The following is a 14,874-nucleotide window of genomic DNA, read 5'->3' as shown; positions in this document are numbered from 1 at the left end:
TCGTTCAGTTCTGCCCTACGATGGGGCGCATGGACGCAGCCGACATCGCCGCCGGTCGCGAGCGCTGGCAACAGCGCTACGACCGCTCGCGCACGAGGGACGCCGACTTCACCACGCTCTCCGGGGTGCCGGTCGACCCGGTGTACGGCCCGGCGCCCGGCGACACGGTCGAGGGTTTCGAGCGGATCGGCTGGCCGGGCGAGTTCCCGTACACCCGGGGTCTCTATCCGACCGGCTATCGCGGACGGACCTGGACCATCCGCCAGTTCGCGGGGTTCGGCAACGCCCGGCAGACCAACGAGCGCTACAAGATGATCCTGGCCGCCGGCGGTGGTGGGCTCAGTGTCGCGTTCGACATGCCCACGCTGATGGGCCGCGACTCCGACGACCCGCAGTCGCTCGGCGAGGTCGGGCACTGCGGCGTGGCGATCGACTCGGCCGCCGACATGGACGTGCTGTTCGACGGCATCCCGCTGCAGGACGTCACCACCAGCATGACCATCTCCGGCCCGGCCGTCCCGGTCTTCTGCATGTATCTCGTCGCCGCCGAACGCCAGGGCGCCGACCTCAGCAAACTCGACGGCACGCTGCAGACCGACATCTTCAAGGAATACATCGCGCAGAAGGAGTGGCTCTTCACCCCGGAGCCGCACCTGCGCCTGATCGGCGACCTCATGCAGTGGTGCGCGGCCGAGATCCCGCACTACAAACCGCTGTCCGTCTCCGGCTACCACATCCGCGAGGCCGGCTCGACCGCCGCGCAGGAACTCGCGTACACGCTGGCCGACGGCTTCGGCTACGTCGAACTCGGCCTCTCCCGCGGCCTCGACGTCAACACGTTCGCGCCCGGCCTGAGCTTCTTCTTCGACGCGCACGTCGACTTCTTCGAGGAGATCGCCAAGTTCCGCGCCGCCCGCCGCATCTGGGCCCGGCACCTGCGCGACGACTACGGCGCGACCAGCGAGAAGGCGCTCTGGCTCAAGTTCCACACGCAGACCGCGGGGGTGTCGCTCACCGCCCAGCAGCCGGTCAACAACGTGGTCCGGACCGCGGTCGAGGCGCTGTCCGCGATCCTCGGCGGCACCAACTCGCTGCACACCAACGCGCTCGACGAGACGCTGGCCCTGCCCACCGACGAGTCCGCCGAGATCGCGCTGCGCACCCAGCAGGTGCTCATGGAGGAGACCGGCGTGACCAACGTCGCCGACCCGCTCGGCGGCTCCTGGTACGTCGAGGCGCTGACCGACCGGATCGAGGCCGAAGCGGAGGAGATCTTCACCCGGATCCGCGACCTCGGTCACGACGCCACCATCACGGCCGGCATCCTGCGCGGCATCGAGGACGGCTGGTTCACCGCCACCATCGCCGAGGCGGCGTTCACCTACCAGCAGTCGCTCGAGAAGAGCGAGAAGAAGATCGTCGGGGTCAACGTCCACAACGCCACGATCACCAAGGGCCTGGAGATCCTCCGGGTGTCCCACGAGGTCGAGCTCGATCAGCGCCACCAGCTGGGCGATCGCAAGAAGGGCCGGGATTCCGTACGCGTTGAGCGCGCACTCGAACGCCTGATCGCGACCGCCCGCAGCGGCGAGAACATGATCCCCGCCATGCTCGACGCCGCGCGGGCCGAGGCGACCCTGGGCGAGATCTGCGGCGCGCTCAAAGCCGAGTGGGGGATCTACCGGGAGCCTGCCCGGTTTTAGCTTTTCGTTCCCTTTCCCGCCTCTCCGGTGCGCACTTTCCCCGCTTCTTCTGTGACCTCCGATATCGCCCGCCCGGCGGCGCGGCGATCCGGCCTGACTGCGTGCGAGACTAGGTAACCATGAGCGACCCACGGACCACTCCGTCGATCTTCACCCGCGGCGCGGTCGACCTCGGGGCCCTGCGCCCGGCCAGCCGGCCCGCTGCTCCGGCTGCTCCGGCGGAGCAGTCCTTCCCCGGTAGCGCCGGTCAGGCCGCCTCGATCATCGACGTGACCGAAGAGAACTTCCAGACGACCGTGCTCGAGCTGTCGATGACGACCCCGGTCATCATCCACTTCTGGGCCGAATGGTCCGAGCCGTGCAAACAGCTCGCCCCGATCCTGGAGAAGCTGGCCGCCGAGGGCGGTGGCAGCTGGGCGCTCGGCAAGGTCGACGTGGACGCCAACCCGCGCCTGGCCCAGGCGCTGCGCGTGCAGAGCATCCCGATGGTGCTGGCCATCGTGGGCGGCCAGCTCGTCGAAGGCTTCCCCGGCGTCATCCCCGAGCCCGAGATCCGCCGCTACGTCGACGCGGTCCTCAAAGCCGGCGGCATCGAGGTCGCGGCCCCCGAGGACCCGCGGATGGACGCCGCCGACGACGCCCTGATGAGCGGCGACCTCGACGAGGCCGAAGCGGCCTACCGCAAGATCCTCGCCGAGTCCCCGCAGGACCACGTGGCCGAATCCGGTCTCGCCCAGGTCGAGCTCTACCGCCGGGTCACCGGCGTGGACGCGGCCTCGGTCATGGCCAAGGCCGCCGCCGACCCCGACGACCTCGTCAACCAGCAGCTCGCCGCCGACATCGAGGTCCTCAGCGGACAGGCCCCCGAGGCCTACGACCGCCTGGTCGCCCTGGTCAAGCGCACCGCCGGCGACGACCGCGACGAGGTCCGCAAACACCTGCTCGCCCTGTTCACCGTCGCCGGCCCGGACGACCCGGCGGTCGCCACCGCCCGCCGAGCCCTCGCCCGCGCGCTCTTCTAGGAATCTCTTTCAGTACTCACCGGGGGCTCCATGCGCCGTATAGCCGTGCTCGACGCACCGTCCAACCTCGGCCTGCGCCCGCCGACCGCGACGTCGGTGCCGGGCTGCGCGAAGGCACCTGGAGCCCTCCGTGACCAGGGCCTGCTCCGCCGGCTCAACGCCCGCGACGCCGGCTGCCTCACCCCACCCCGCTACGACCCGGGAGACTGGCGCCCGGGCGACGGGGTGGCCCACGCCCGCGAGATCTCCGGCTACTCCCGCCGCCTCGCCGACCGCATCGGCGCCATCCTCGACCAGGGCGAATTCCCGGTCGTCCTCGGCGGCGACTGCTCCATCGTGCTGGGCTCAGCCGTAGCCATGCACCGCCTCGGAGAATCGGTGGGAGGCCACATCGGCCTCATCTTCGTGGACGGCCACTCCGACTTCCGCCACCCCGGCAACGCGTCCTACGTCGGGGCGGCCGCCGGCGAGGACCTGGCCCTGGTCACCGGCCGAGGCCAGGTCGACCTGGCCGCCATGGAAGGCCGCCGGCCCTATTACCGTGACGTCGACGTGGTCGTCATGGGCATCAGAGCCCAGGACGAATACCGCCTCGACCTCCAGGCGGCCGGCATCGTCACCCGCCCGGTCCCCACACTCCGGGCCGAGGGAGCGGCCCGAAGCGCACAATGGGCCAAGGAGCAACTCGAGGACTGCGCGGGCTATTGGGTCCACCTCGACGTCGACGTCCTGGATCCGGCGGTCATGCCCGCGGTCGACGCCCCCGAGCCGGGCGGCATCGCTTTCCCCGAGCTCGAGATCCTCCTCGCCGGGCTCGTAGAATCCCCGCACTGCCTGGGCGTGGAGATCACCGTCTTCGACCCGGACTACGACCCGGACGGCCGCTACGCCGAGGAAATAACATCGGCCCTGGTAGCAGGCTTGCAGTCAGCCCACACGATCGACGCCCGCCCCGACCTCATCGCGGCCCGCAAAGACCTCCTGACCCCGGAAACCCCCGGAACACTGGCCCGCCACCGCCAATCCCCGCCCTCAGCTTCAGTCCCGCCCTCGGCCTTGGTCCCGCCTGCGGCCCCGGTCCCGCCCTCGGCGTCCAGGCCGGACCCCTCGGAGCACGAGCCCACATTCCCCGTCCCGGCAACTGTCGGCCGCGAGCCCGAAGAACCCGCCTCGGCCCAGGCCCCAACTCCCGACCTGGCTGCGTCTCCCGACCTGGCTGCGTCTCCCGACGCGGGCTTTGATCCGCTCGTGGACGCCGGTCCCGGCACGGTTTTTGAACCTAATGCCGCATTTAGCCCGGTTGCTGACCGCGCTACGGTCAAGGATCCCGAGTCGGTGGACAACTCTGAGCCGGTCGAAAGCTCTGAGCTGGTCGCAGGTGCCGAGTTGGCCGACGGCTCCGATCCGATCGCGGATGCCGAGTTGCTCGAGGACCCTGCGTTGACCGCGGTCCCCGAGTTCGTCGAGAACCGTGAGCTGGCCCCGGACCCCGAGCAGACCGAGGACCCGAATCCGGCCGATCTCGCCGCCCCAGACCCGGCCGTCGACGCGGAGTTGCTCGCTGACCCCGGCCGCATAATAGAAGCCGAGCTGGTCACCGAGCTGGATCCAGCCCTCGATCCGGATTCGGTCTCCGCTCCTCCCCCGGTCGGCGATCCGGATCCGCTCACCGAGGCCGAGTCGGTCGCTGAGGCAGACCGTGTCATAGAGGCCGAGTTGGTCGCGGACCCAGAACCGGCCACAGGCCCCACCGCCGACGCCGACGCCGACGCCGACGCCGAACTGATGGTCGAGTCCGGATCCAGGTCAGTGTTCGACGCACAGCTGATCGGCGATCCCGACCACGCCGCCGACCCCGACCCCACCGCCGACCCAGAGGCGTTCGCCGTTCCCGAGCCGGTCCCCGCCTTCAACCCTCACCCCGAGGCAGAACCAGTCACCGAGACCGATCTGTCCGTGGACCCTGATCCGGCCATGGACCCCATTCCGGCGGTGGAGTCTGACCTGGCCTTGGACCCCGTTCCGGCCTTGGACCCCGTTCCGGCCTTGGACCCCGATCCGGCGGTGGAGTCTGACCTGGCCTTGGACCTCGATCCGGTCCCGGAGCCTGAGCTGGCCACCGAGGATGATCCGGCTGTCGGGCTCGATCCGGAAATCGGCGCGGACCCGGCTGCGCCCGCCGAACTCGTTGCTGATCACGATCCGGTCGCTGAGGACGAGCCTGTCCTCGACCCCGATCCGGTGGCGGACGAGGAATCGGCTGCCGACATCCCGCCGGTCGGCGAAGCCGAGCTGGTGACTGAAGCCGACCAGGCGGCTGAGGCTGATCTGGTGACTGAGGCCGACCAGGCGGTTGAGGCTGATCTAGCGGCTGAGGCCGACCAGGCGGCTGAGTTCGAGTCAAGGTCTGAGCTCGAGTCAGTGGTTGAGCTTGAGTCGGTGTCTGAGGCCGAGTCGGTGTCCGCGCCCGAGTGGGTGTCTGAGGCCGAGTGGGTGGTTGAGGCCGAGCGGGTGGCTGGGGACGCCTTGGTTCCTCGGGCCGACTTGGTCTCTGAGGCATACCTGGTTGCTGGGGGCGCGCTGGCTGCGGAGATCGGGTCGGTCTCGGACTCTGATCCTGAAACCGATTCTGAACCCGTCGGCGATGCCGCGCAGGCTGACGCTGAGCAAGCCGTCGACCTTGAACCGACCGGCCACCTAGAGCCGTCCGTTGATCTTGAGCAACCTGTCGACCTTGAGCCGGCTGTCGATCTTGGGCTGGCTGGAGGGACCGAGTCGGCAGCTGAGACCGGGGCGGTCCTTGATGGTTGGTCGGAGGAAGTGGCTGGGGCGGAGCTGGGCGACCGGTCAGAGGTTGTCGGGCCGGATGATGATGATGCGGTTCCGCCCTATGCCGCCGGTGACTGGGATCGGGAACGTCAGCGGGAGTCGTCCGAGGTTGGCGCGGTCGAGGAGGATGCGCCGCTTCGGCCGTTGGGGGTTGCTCCGCTGCTGGATTCTGCTCCGTTGCCGGCCACGATGCCCGGGATGCTGCGGCCGCGGGCTGCGGAGGAGTTTTCGCTGCCGGTTCAGCGGCCCGCTTTTGAGGTCGGGCCCGAGGCCCCTGCCGACGTGACCTGAGACCGCGGCCGCACCCCACGACCGCCGCGCGCGATGCCGGTCGCAGCGCGGACCGCGACTGCGACCGCAGGGCCGACCACGACCGCAGCACGACTGCGACCACAGCGGCCGACCGCGACCGCAGTGGCCGCGACCGCAGTGGCCGCGACCGCAGTGGCCGCGACCGCAGTGGCCGCGACCGCAGTGGCCGCGACCGCGGAGGCCGGCTGCGACCGCGGAGGCCGGCTGCGACCGCGGTCGCGGCTGGGGCAGGCTACTTGTTCAGGGCGGTCAGGAAACGGTTGACGATCGGGACCGCAGCTTCTGAGCCCAGGCCACCCTTTTCGACCATGACCGCGAAGGCTACGTCGCCCTGCCAGCCGATGAACCAGGAGTGGGTCTCGTCCGAGCCGTCCTGGAATTCTGCTGTTCCGGTTTTGCCGGAGACCGGGCCGCCGGGGACCTTTTTGAGCGACTCGCCGGTTCCCTTGGTCACGACCTCGCGCATCATTGTTTTTAGCGGGTCGATCGAGGTGGCCGCCAGTTCGGGGCCGTCCGGGAGGGCGGCCGCGGGGGCCGGTTCGAGGATGAGTTTGGGCTGGATGAACTGGCCTCGGGCGACCGCGGCGGTCGCGCCGGCCATGGCGAGGGGGCTGACCGCGGTGGCTCCCTGGCCGAACGTGGCCGCTGCCAGTTCGGTCGGGGTGTCGGCGGGGGAGAGGGTGCCGCTGAAGGCTTCGACGCCCAGGTCCCACTTCTCGCCGAGGCCCAGTGATGTAGACGCCGCTTTGAAGCCGTCGGCGCCGAGTTTGGGGGCGACGTTGACGAAGGCCGTGTTGCAGGACTGGGCGAAGTCCGTACGGAACGGGACCTGGCCGAGCTTCATGTCGTGGGAGTTCTTGAATTCTCGGCCGCTGACCTTCTGGGTGGCCGGGCAGTCGACCTTGCCGTCGAGGGTGACCGCTTTCTTGTCGAGAAGGCCCAGGGTCGAGACCATTTTGTACGTCGAACCGGGCGGCACCTGGCCGGTGAGGGCCGTGTTGACCGTGCCGCCGTCGGGGCCGTTGGAGACCGCGATGACCGAGCTGTCGCTGATCTTGATGGCTACCAGGGCGCTGGGGTTCTTCTCGGCGGCTACCGCGGAGTCGGCGGCGTTCTGGGTCTTGACGTCGAGGGTGGTCTTGACCGAGGTGCCGGGGACCGCGTCGGTGGCGAAGATGCGGTCCGCGTCGGTCTCGTCCTCGGGGGTCTTGCGGGCGATCACCACGACCTGGGCCGGGGTGCCGCGGAGCTGCGCGTCGTAACGTTCCTGCAGGCCGCCGTGGCCCACCATGTCGCCCTGGGCCATCGTGTCCGGGTTGGCGTCGAGGTCGTCGCGGGTGGCCACGTCGACGGTGCCGAGCAGGGCGCGGGCGAAGGCGCGGGTGGGGGCGAGTTCCCGGTTCTCCTCGCGGAAAACGGTGCCGGCCAGGTCGCGTACCTTCGATCGGATCTTGTCGTAGTCGGGGCGCCGCAGCGTCACGACGTCGACGAACGCGGTCGGGTCGGAGGATCTGATCCGGGTGGTGAGGTCCTTCTCGTCGAGCGTCACGCCGATCGTCTTGAGGGCCCCGGTGAGGGCCTTGAGGAGTTTGCCCTGGTCCTCGATGCGTTCCGGGCTGATGCCGATGGTCACCACGGGGCGGGGGGAGACCAGCGGCTTGCCGTCGGCACCGAGCAGGTCGCCCCGGTCGGCTGATTTCCGGCGCAGTTCGAGGCTCTCGCCGTCGGTGAGCTTGGTGTGCACGATGGCCGGCTCCCAGACCACCTGCCAGCCGTCCGAGCTCTGCTTCGTGAGCCGCACCGTGCTGTCGTACGTCCACGTGGCGCCGCCGGGCAGGGTCCAGCCGACCTTGATGGTCTCCGAGGCGTTGTCGTTGGTCTCGGTGGCATCGCCGGGGGCCGACAGTGCCGGGGCGGTCTTGCCGAGGTCGCCGGACAGCGCCTTGAGCTGGGTGGTGACGTCCGCGGCGGAGATCTTGGCGCCGGCCGCGGTCACGAAACCGACTTTGCTCAGGTCGGCCTTCTTCCAGCCGTCCAGAAAGGCGTCGACGGTGTCATCCGGCCCGTCGGAGCCCGAACAGGCGGCCACACCACCGCCGGCGAGGGCCAGACAGGCCAGCGTCGCGACGGCTCGGCGGATGCGGTGCATGAGGGGCCCTCCCCGGGGGTACGGGTATGCAGCAGGAAACGTACGGAACGGTAACCTCTCGCCGCCAGTAGCGGTGTCCCGTGCTGAGTGAGATGTAGCGAATTCGTTGTCGGATCTTCGTCCCGGACCCCGGGTCCGCCCAGAGTGTCGGACCCAGGTTCTAGGCTTAGCCCCGACACGTCGAGCCCACAGTGTGGTGGGTGAGGGGAGCCGTCATGCCTGTCGCCGACGAGGCAGCAACAGAGTCCGATCCCGAGCTCGATTTCGGGCCGGGCCCAGGTCTGGCCCTGACGGGCCGGCTGGGCATGTCCGACGACGAGCTGGACGAGCCGTTGCCGAACGCTGAGCGCCTCGTGGCGCAGGCGGTCGGGATGGCCGGTCAGGATCACACCACGGCGACGCTGGTCGACCGCTTCTGGCGTTTCGCGCCCGACGAGGAGCTGGTCGGTTACACGCCGGAGGAGATGTTCGAGGCCGCCCGCGAGCACCGGGAGCTGGCCGCCGCCCGCCTGCCCGGTGAGCTGAAGCTCGACATCAGCGCCCCCTGCAAGGACCAGCCGCACACGGTGATCTCGATCGTCACCGACGACATGCCGTTCCTGGTCGACTCGGTGACCGCGCTGCTGACCGCCCACCAGCTCCAGGTGCATCTGCTGGTGCACCCGTTGATCGTGGTGCGCCGGGAGCCGCTCGGGGCGCTCGCGCAGGTCGAGGCGAACGTCGAGCCCGACGACGCGATCGACGGCGACTGCGTGGAGAGCTGGATCCGCGTCGAGATCGACCCGGTGCGCAACGAGGAGGACCGCGACCAGCTGCACAACGAGCTGCGCCGGGTGCTCACCGATGTGCGCGACGCGGTCGACGACTGGCCGCGGATGCGCCAGCGGGCCGTGGTGATCGCCGACGAGCTGGCCGCGGCGCGGGGTTCCGACCACGAACTGCCGGTCCCCGACAAGGACGTCACCGACTCGATCGAGCTGCTCAAGTGGCTCGCGCACGACCATTTCACGTTCCTCGGCTACCGGGAGTATCAGCTCAGCGACGACGGCGACCTGCTGACCGCGGTGCCCGGCAGCGGCCTCGGCATCCTGCGCGGCGACCAGAGCACGCCGCGCCAGCTGTCCTCGATGGCCCCCGAGGCGCACCACCGGGCCCTGGAGAAGCGCCTGCTGGTGATCACGAAGGCCAACTCCCGGGCGACCGTGCACCGGTCGGCCTATCTCGACTACATCGGCGTCAAGGTCTTCAACGACCAGGGCGAGGTGTGCGGTGAACGCCGCTTCCTGGGCCTGTTCTCCAGTTCGGCCTATCGCACCAGCGTCCGCGAGCTCCCCGTCGTACGCCGCAAGGTCATGGAAGTTCTTGACCGGTCCGGTCTTTCCCCGCGCGGGCACTCCGGCAAGGACCTGCTGCAGATCCTCGAGACCTATCCGCGCGACGAGCTCTTCCAGATCAAGACCGATGATCTGTACGAAGCGGTGGTCGGCGTCCTGCGGATGGCCGGGCGCCGGCAGCTGCGGCTCTTCCTGCGCCGCGACGGGTACGGCCGGTTCATCTCGTGCCTCATCTACCTTCCCCGGGACCGCTTCACCACCGGCAACCGGCAGGCCATGCAGGAGATCCTGCTGCGCGAGCTGAACGGCATCGGTGTCGACTACACGACCCGGGTGACCGAGCGGATGCTGGCGCGGGTGCACTTCATCGTGCGGACCGACCCGACCGATCCGCCCGGCGGTGTCGACCCGAACGCGCTCGCCGAGCTGCTCGCCGACGCGACCCGGATGTGGGACGACGACTTCTCCCTGGTCCTGGAACGCAAGCTCGGTGAGGAGCCGGCCAAGGACCTGTTCAACCGCTACTCGATGGCGTTCCCGGACAGCTACAAGGACGGCCACACGCCGTACGAAGCTGTGCAGGACATCGCCAAGCTGGAGCTGCTGGAGGAGTCCGGCCAGCTCGAGATGCACCTGTACCGCAAGCGCCGGCTCAACCGGGACGGCTGCACCGAGCCCGACGACAGCGACGTGCGGTTCAACGTGTACCGCTACGGCGAGCCGATGATGCTGTCGGCGGTGCTCCCGGTGCTGCACTCGCTCGGCGTCCAGGTGGTCGACGAACGCCCCTACGAGGTGCGCCGGCCCGACGGCACCGTCTACCTGTACGACTTCGGGCTGGTGCCCCCGGCCTCGCACCACGAGCTCACCGAGGTCCGCCCGCAGGTGGAGAACGCGTTCGCGGCGGCCTGGCAGAACGAGGCCGAGGTCGACGGCTTCAACGAGCTCGTGCTGCGCGCCGGGCTGACCTGGCGACAGGTGGTGGTGCTCCGGGCGTACGCGAAATATCAGCGGCAGACCGGGAACGTCTTCACCCAGCGTTACATGGAGTCGACGTTCATCGCCTATCCGGAGATCACCCGGCTGCTGGTGCAGCTCTTCGAGACCCGGTTCTCCCCGGAGCTGGAGATCGAGGCGGAGGAACGCGACCGGCTCGCCGGCGGTCTCGTTGAGCAGATCACCGGCCTGCTGGACGGCGTGGAGAGCCTCGACCAGGACCGGATCCTGCGCTCGTACCTCACTCTCATGCTCGCGACGCTGCGCACCAGCTTCTTCCAGCGGGACAGCGAGGGGCGGCCCAAGTCGTACGTCGCGTTCAAGCTGGACCCGACCGCGATCCCGGACCTCCCGCAGCCCCGGCCGAAATTCGAGATCTACGTCTACTCGCCGCGCTTCGAGGGCGTACACCTGCGGTTCGGCGCTGTCGCCCGCGGTGGCCTGCGCTGGTCCGACCGGCGGGAGGATTTCCGCACCGAGGTGCTCGGCCTGGTCAAGGCGCAGATGGTCAAGAATTCGGTGATCGTGCCGGTGGGCGCCAAGGGTGGCTTCGTGCTCAAGCAGAAGCCGGGCGACCGCGACGAGGCGGTGGAGTGCTACAAGCTGTTCATCGGCGCGCTGCTCGACGTCACCGACAACATCCACAGTGGCAAGATCGTGCCGCCGGTGGAGGTCGTCCGGCACGACGGCGACGACCCTTATCTGGTGGTGGCCGCCGACAAGGGCACCGCCACGTTCTCCGACATCGCCAACGAGATCTCGGTCGGCCGGGACTTCTGGATGGGCGACGCGTTCGCGTCCGGCGGTTCGGCCGGCTACGACCACAAGAAGATGGGCATCACCGCCCGCGGCGCCTGGGAATCGGTCAAGAAACACTTCCGCGATCTGGGTACGGACACCCAGGCGCAGGACTTCACCGTGGTCGGCGTCGGTGACATGTCCGGCGACGTGTTCGGCAACGGCATGCTGCTCTCCGAGCACATCCGGCTGGTGGCCGCGTTCGACCACCGGCACATCTTCCTCGACCCGGAGCCGGACGCCGCCTCGTCGTTCGCCGAGCGCAGCCGGCTGTTCGAGCTGCCCCGGTCGAGCTGGGCCGACTACGACACGTCACTGATCAGCGCGGGCGGCGGCATCTATCCCCGCTCGGCGAAATCGATCCCGGTGTCACCGCAGATCCGCGCCGCGCTCGACCTCGGCGACGCCACCGCGGTGAGCCCGGTCGAGCTGATGCGGGCGATCCTGACCGCGCCGGTCGACCTGTTGTGGAACGGCGGCATCGGCACGTACGTCAAGGCGGCCTCGGAGTCGCACGCCGACGTCGGCGACAAGGCCAACGACGCGATCCGGGCCAACGGCCAGGACCTGCGGGCCAAGGTGGTCGGCGAGGGCGGCAACCTGGGTCTCACCCAGCGTGGCCGGATCGAGTACGCCCTGGCCGGCGGCCGGGTCTTCACCGACTTCATCGACAACTCGGCCGGCGTGGACTGCTCCGACCACGAGGTCAACATCAAGATTCTGCTCGGTGGTGCGGTCACCGACGGCGAGCTGACCCTGCCGGAACGCGACGAGCTGCTCGCGGCGATGACCGACGAGGTCGCCGCGCTCGTGCTGCGGGACAACTACGAGCAGGCCACCGCGCTCGGCAACGCCCGGCAACAGGCCCACTCGCTGCTGCCGGTGCACCGCCGCATGCTCATCGCGCTGGAGCAGTCCGGCCAGCTCAACCGGGAGCTGGAGGCCCTGCCCACGGACAAGGAGCTGGCCGCCCGGTACGAAACCGGCGACGGGCTCACCCCGCCGGAGTTCGCGGTGCTCCTCGCGTACGTGAAGATCTCGCTCGAACGTCAGGTCCTCGCCGACCCGATCGTGGACGAGGAATGGACCACCGGGGTCCTCTCCCGGTATTTCCCCACCCCGCTGCGCGAGCGCTTCGCCTCCCGCATGGCCGGCCACCGCCTGCGCCGCGAGATCATCTCGACCGCGCTGGTCAACGAGGTGGTCAACCGGGGCGGCACGTCGTTCGTCTTCCGCGCGATGGAGGAGAGCGGGGCCTCGGCGGCCGACGTCATCCGGGCCTACGTCGTGGTCCGCGAGGTCTACGGCCTGCGTGCGCTGTGGGAAGGCGCCGAGCAGCTCGACAACAAGGTCCCCACGTTCGCGCAGACCCTGGTCTACCTCGAGACCCGGCGCCTGCTCGACCGTGCGGTCCGCTGGCTGGTCAGCAACCGCCGCTCTCCGCTCGACGTGGCGGCCGAGATCGAGCACCTGCGCCCCGGCGTCGGCGGCATGCTCCCGCAGCTGGCGGACGTCGTCATGGGCGCCGAGCTGCGGTCGCTCGAGGCGCACGTCGAGATGATGACCGGCAACGGCGTCCCCGACGACCTGGCCCGGGGGGTCGCCCGGGTGGTCTACGGCTTCGGCATGCTCGACATCCTCGAGACCGCCAAGGCCACCGGCCGGTCCGCCACCGACGTCGCCGACGTCTACTTCGTCCTGTCCGAGCGCTTCAAGATCGACGTCCTGCTGTCCCACATCTCCCGGCTCCCCCGCGGGGACCGCTGGCAGACCCTGGCCCGGATGGCCCTGCGCTACGACCTCTACTCGGCGCTGGCCGGCCTGACCGCGGAGGTGCTCCAGTCCACGCCGCCGGAGGCCACCGCGGAGGACCAGGTCTCCGAGTGGGAGCAGACCAACGCGGCCTCCATCGCCCGGGCGGGCAACGCCATGGGCGACATCGACGAGTCCCCGGCCGACCTGGCCGCCTTGTCCGTCCTGCTCCGCCAGATCCGGACCCTGGTGAAAACCTCGTCAGCCGGCTGATCCGGTCCCGCCCGCGTCAAGCCCGACCCCGGCCCTGGTCGGGCTTGACCCGGCCCTGGTCGGGCTCGGTGCGGGCCAGTTGGGCTCGGTGCGGGCCGGTCGGGCTCGGTCAGACCTGGTCCGGTTCGATTCCGACCGGGGTGCGCCACGTCGGGCCGGCCTATGCGACGTGGCGGTTGACGTCTCTGTCGATGAATTTCTCGATCGCGGCGGCGACCCGGGCCGGGGCTCGTAGCTCCGCGCTGTGGCCCTGGCCGTGCATGGTCAGCCGCCGGCCGCGGGGGAGCGCGGCGGCCAGCGCGTTCAGGCGTTCGGCCAGGTGGCCCGGGGACCTGTCGCCGCCGATGAGCAGGACCGGGAGCCGGATCCCGGCGTAGTCGCTCAGCCGCACCCCCAGCGCGTCGATCGCGTCGTTGTCGTCGAGCTGGCGGACCACCCGGTCCCGGTAGCCGCTGCGGCCCACGACGAAGCCGGCGAGGAACGCGGCCGGGGCGGGCATCCGCACCACGTCCCGCAGGAAGATCGCCAGGGCCCGGCCGGGCCGGCCGGCGTCGAGCGCTGCCCGGGCCGGCCGGAGCCGATCGCCGCCCAGCGGCTCGCCGATCACGATCGGTGGTTCGTAGAGGACCGCGCCCGAGTACAGCTCCGGGTTCGCGACCAGGGCTTCCAGCGCGAGCACCGCGCCCGAGGAGTGGGCCACCAGGATCGGTCGGTCCAGCTCGGCCGCGATCGCGGTGACGTGGGTGACCTCGTCCGCCATCGTGATGGTGCGGGGGAGGTCCATCCGGTACTGCCGCCGGTGCAGGCGCACCGTGCGGAACCGGGGCCGGAGCAGGTCGGTCACGCGTTTCCAGGCCGTCGGGTCGCCCATGCCGCCGTGGATCACCAGGATCGGGGTGCCCAGGCCCTCGTCCACCGCTTCTGCCGTCGAGCCGTCGATCGCTGTCACTCGCATGACCAAGCCTCCTTAGCGCCGCTAAGGAAAACTTAGCACTGCTAAGGTGGCCGGGTGAAGGGGCTGACTCGCGAGGTGCTGATCTCCACCGGGCTGCGCCTGCTCGACGAGGTCGGGCTCGACGGGCTGACCGTGCGGCGGCTGGCGAGCGAGCTGGGCGTGCGGTCCCCCGCGCTGTACTGGCACATCCGGACCAAGCAGGAGCTGCTCGACGGGATGGCCGACGAGATCATCGTGCGGGCCGGGATGGGCCCCCCGGCGGACGGCGAGAGCTGGCCGGAGTGGCTTCGGCGCCGCTCACGTTCGTACCGTCGATCGTTGCTGGCCAGCCGCGACGGCGCGCGGGTCGTCTCCTCGGCCCTGCGCAGCGGTGGGGCCACGGGTCATTTCGAGATCGAGCTGGCGGCGATGGTCGAGCGCGGGTTCACGCCGGTCCGGGCCCTGCGGACGATCACCGTGCTGAGCCACTACATAACCGGGCACGTGCTCCAGGAGCAGGGCTCGCGCGAGCCGGTCGGCGAGGCGCCGGATCTCAGCGGGCTGCCGACGATCGCCGCCGCGCTGCTGGGCGGCAACCCGATCGGTGACGAGGGCTTCGAGTACGGCCTGGACGTGCTCATCGAGGGCACGCGAGCGTTGCTGGGCGCAGCGCCCGGGCCGGCCGACCCGCTCCCGTAGGGCAGGGCCGGCGGGGTACCGAGACCGCCGGATGAGGCGTCACGCTGTGGGCGGGGTACCCCCATGGGGTATA

6 protein-coding genes and 1 pseudogene are annotated in these 14,874 nt (G+C 70.0%); 5 read left to right on the top strand and 2 right to left on the bottom strand.

Annotated elements, in window-relative coordinates; translation table 11 throughout:
* Positions 1-29 precede the first annotated feature (29 nt).
* From ACIA6A_RS04800 to ACIA6A_RS04790, 3 genes and pseudogenes are all read left to right on the top strand, one after another.
* Entirely contained in the window at positions 30-1,703 is a 1,674-nt protein-coding gene (locus tag ACIA6A_RS04800; protein WP_396096030.1) for a methylmalonyl-CoA mutase, read from the top strand.
* A gap of 119 nt (positions 1,704-1,822) precedes the next feature.
* A complete protein-coding gene (locus ACIA6A_RS04795) occupies positions 1,823-2,725 on the top strand; it encodes a tetratricopeptide repeat protein (RefSeq protein ID WP_396096029.1) in 903 nt (300 codons plus the stop codon).
* 30 nt (positions 2,726-2,755) lie between these two features.
* Positions 2,756-3,928, top strand: a pseudogene (locus ACIA6A_RS04790) (arginase family protein); the annotation flags it as partial.
* A 2,170-nt stretch (positions 3,929-6,098) separates the two neighbouring features.
* Here the strand turns inward: ACIA6A_RS04790 and ACIA6A_RS04785 are convergent.
* Complete coding sequence (locus tag ACIA6A_RS04785) at positions 6,099-8,015, bottom strand: penicillin-binding transpeptidase domain-containing protein (protein ID WP_396096028.1); 1,917 nt, start codon at positions 8,013-8,015, stop codon at positions 6,099-6,101.
* A gap of 215 nt (positions 8,016-8,230) precedes the next feature.
* Here ACIA6A_RS04785 and ACIA6A_RS04780 point away from each other — a divergent pair, with 215 nt between their 5' ends.
* Entirely contained in the window at positions 8,231-13,168 is a 4,938-nt protein-coding gene (locus tag ACIA6A_RS04780) for an NAD-glutamate dehydrogenase (protein WP_396096027.1), read from the top strand.
* A gap of 160 nt (positions 13,169-13,328) precedes the next feature.
* Here ACIA6A_RS04780 and ACIA6A_RS04775 read toward each other — a convergent pair whose 3' ends face one another.
* A complete protein-coding gene (locus ACIA6A_RS04775) occupies positions 13,329-14,123 on the bottom strand; it encodes an alpha/beta fold hydrolase (protein ID WP_396096026.1) in 795 nt (264 codons plus the stop codon).
* A 54-nt stretch (positions 14,124-14,177) separates the two neighbouring features.
* Between ACIA6A_RS04775 and ACIA6A_RS04770 the strand changes: the two genes are divergently transcribed.
* Positions 14,178-14,801 carry a TetR/AcrR family transcriptional regulator C-terminal domain-containing protein gene (locus tag ACIA6A_RS04770; protein ID WP_396096025.1) on the top strand — a complete coding sequence of 208 codons (624 nt, stop codon included), beginning with the start codon at positions 14,178-14,180 and terminating at the stop codon, positions 14,799-14,801.
* The last annotated feature ends 73 nt before the right edge of the window (positions 14,802-14,874 follow it).

Origin of the sequence: Actinoplanes sp. NPDC051494, assembly GCF_044454705.1 — a bacterium.
GTDB lineage: Bacteria > Actinomycetota > Actinomycetes > Mycobacteriales > Micromonosporaceae > Actinoplanes.
Note: the sequence above shows the minus strand (reverse complement) of the source record. Positions and strands in the feature narration are given on the sequence as shown.

Excerpts from the sequence above, each read along its gene's own strand:
- ACIA6A_RS04775 (WP_396096026.1), bottom strand. The coding sequence starts at position 14,123 with ATGCGAGTGACAGCGATCGACGGCTCGACGGCAGAAGCGGTGGACGAG.
- ACIA6A_RS04800 (WP_396096030.1), top strand. The coding sequence starts at position 30 with ATGGACGCAGCCGACATCGCCGCCGGTCGCGAGCGCTGGCAACAGCGC.
- ACIA6A_RS04780 (WP_396096027.1), top strand. The coding sequence starts at position 8,231 with ATGCCTGTCGCCGACGAGGCAGCAACAGAGTCCGATCCCGAGCTCGAT.
- ACIA6A_RS04785 (WP_396096028.1), bottom strand. The coding sequence starts at position 8,015 with ATGCACCGCATCCGCCGAGCCGTCGCGACGCTGGCCTGTCTGGCCCTC.
- ACIA6A_RS04795 (WP_396096029.1), top strand. The coding sequence starts at position 1,823 with ATGAGCGACCCACGGACCACTCCGTCGATCTTCACCCGCGGCGCGGTC.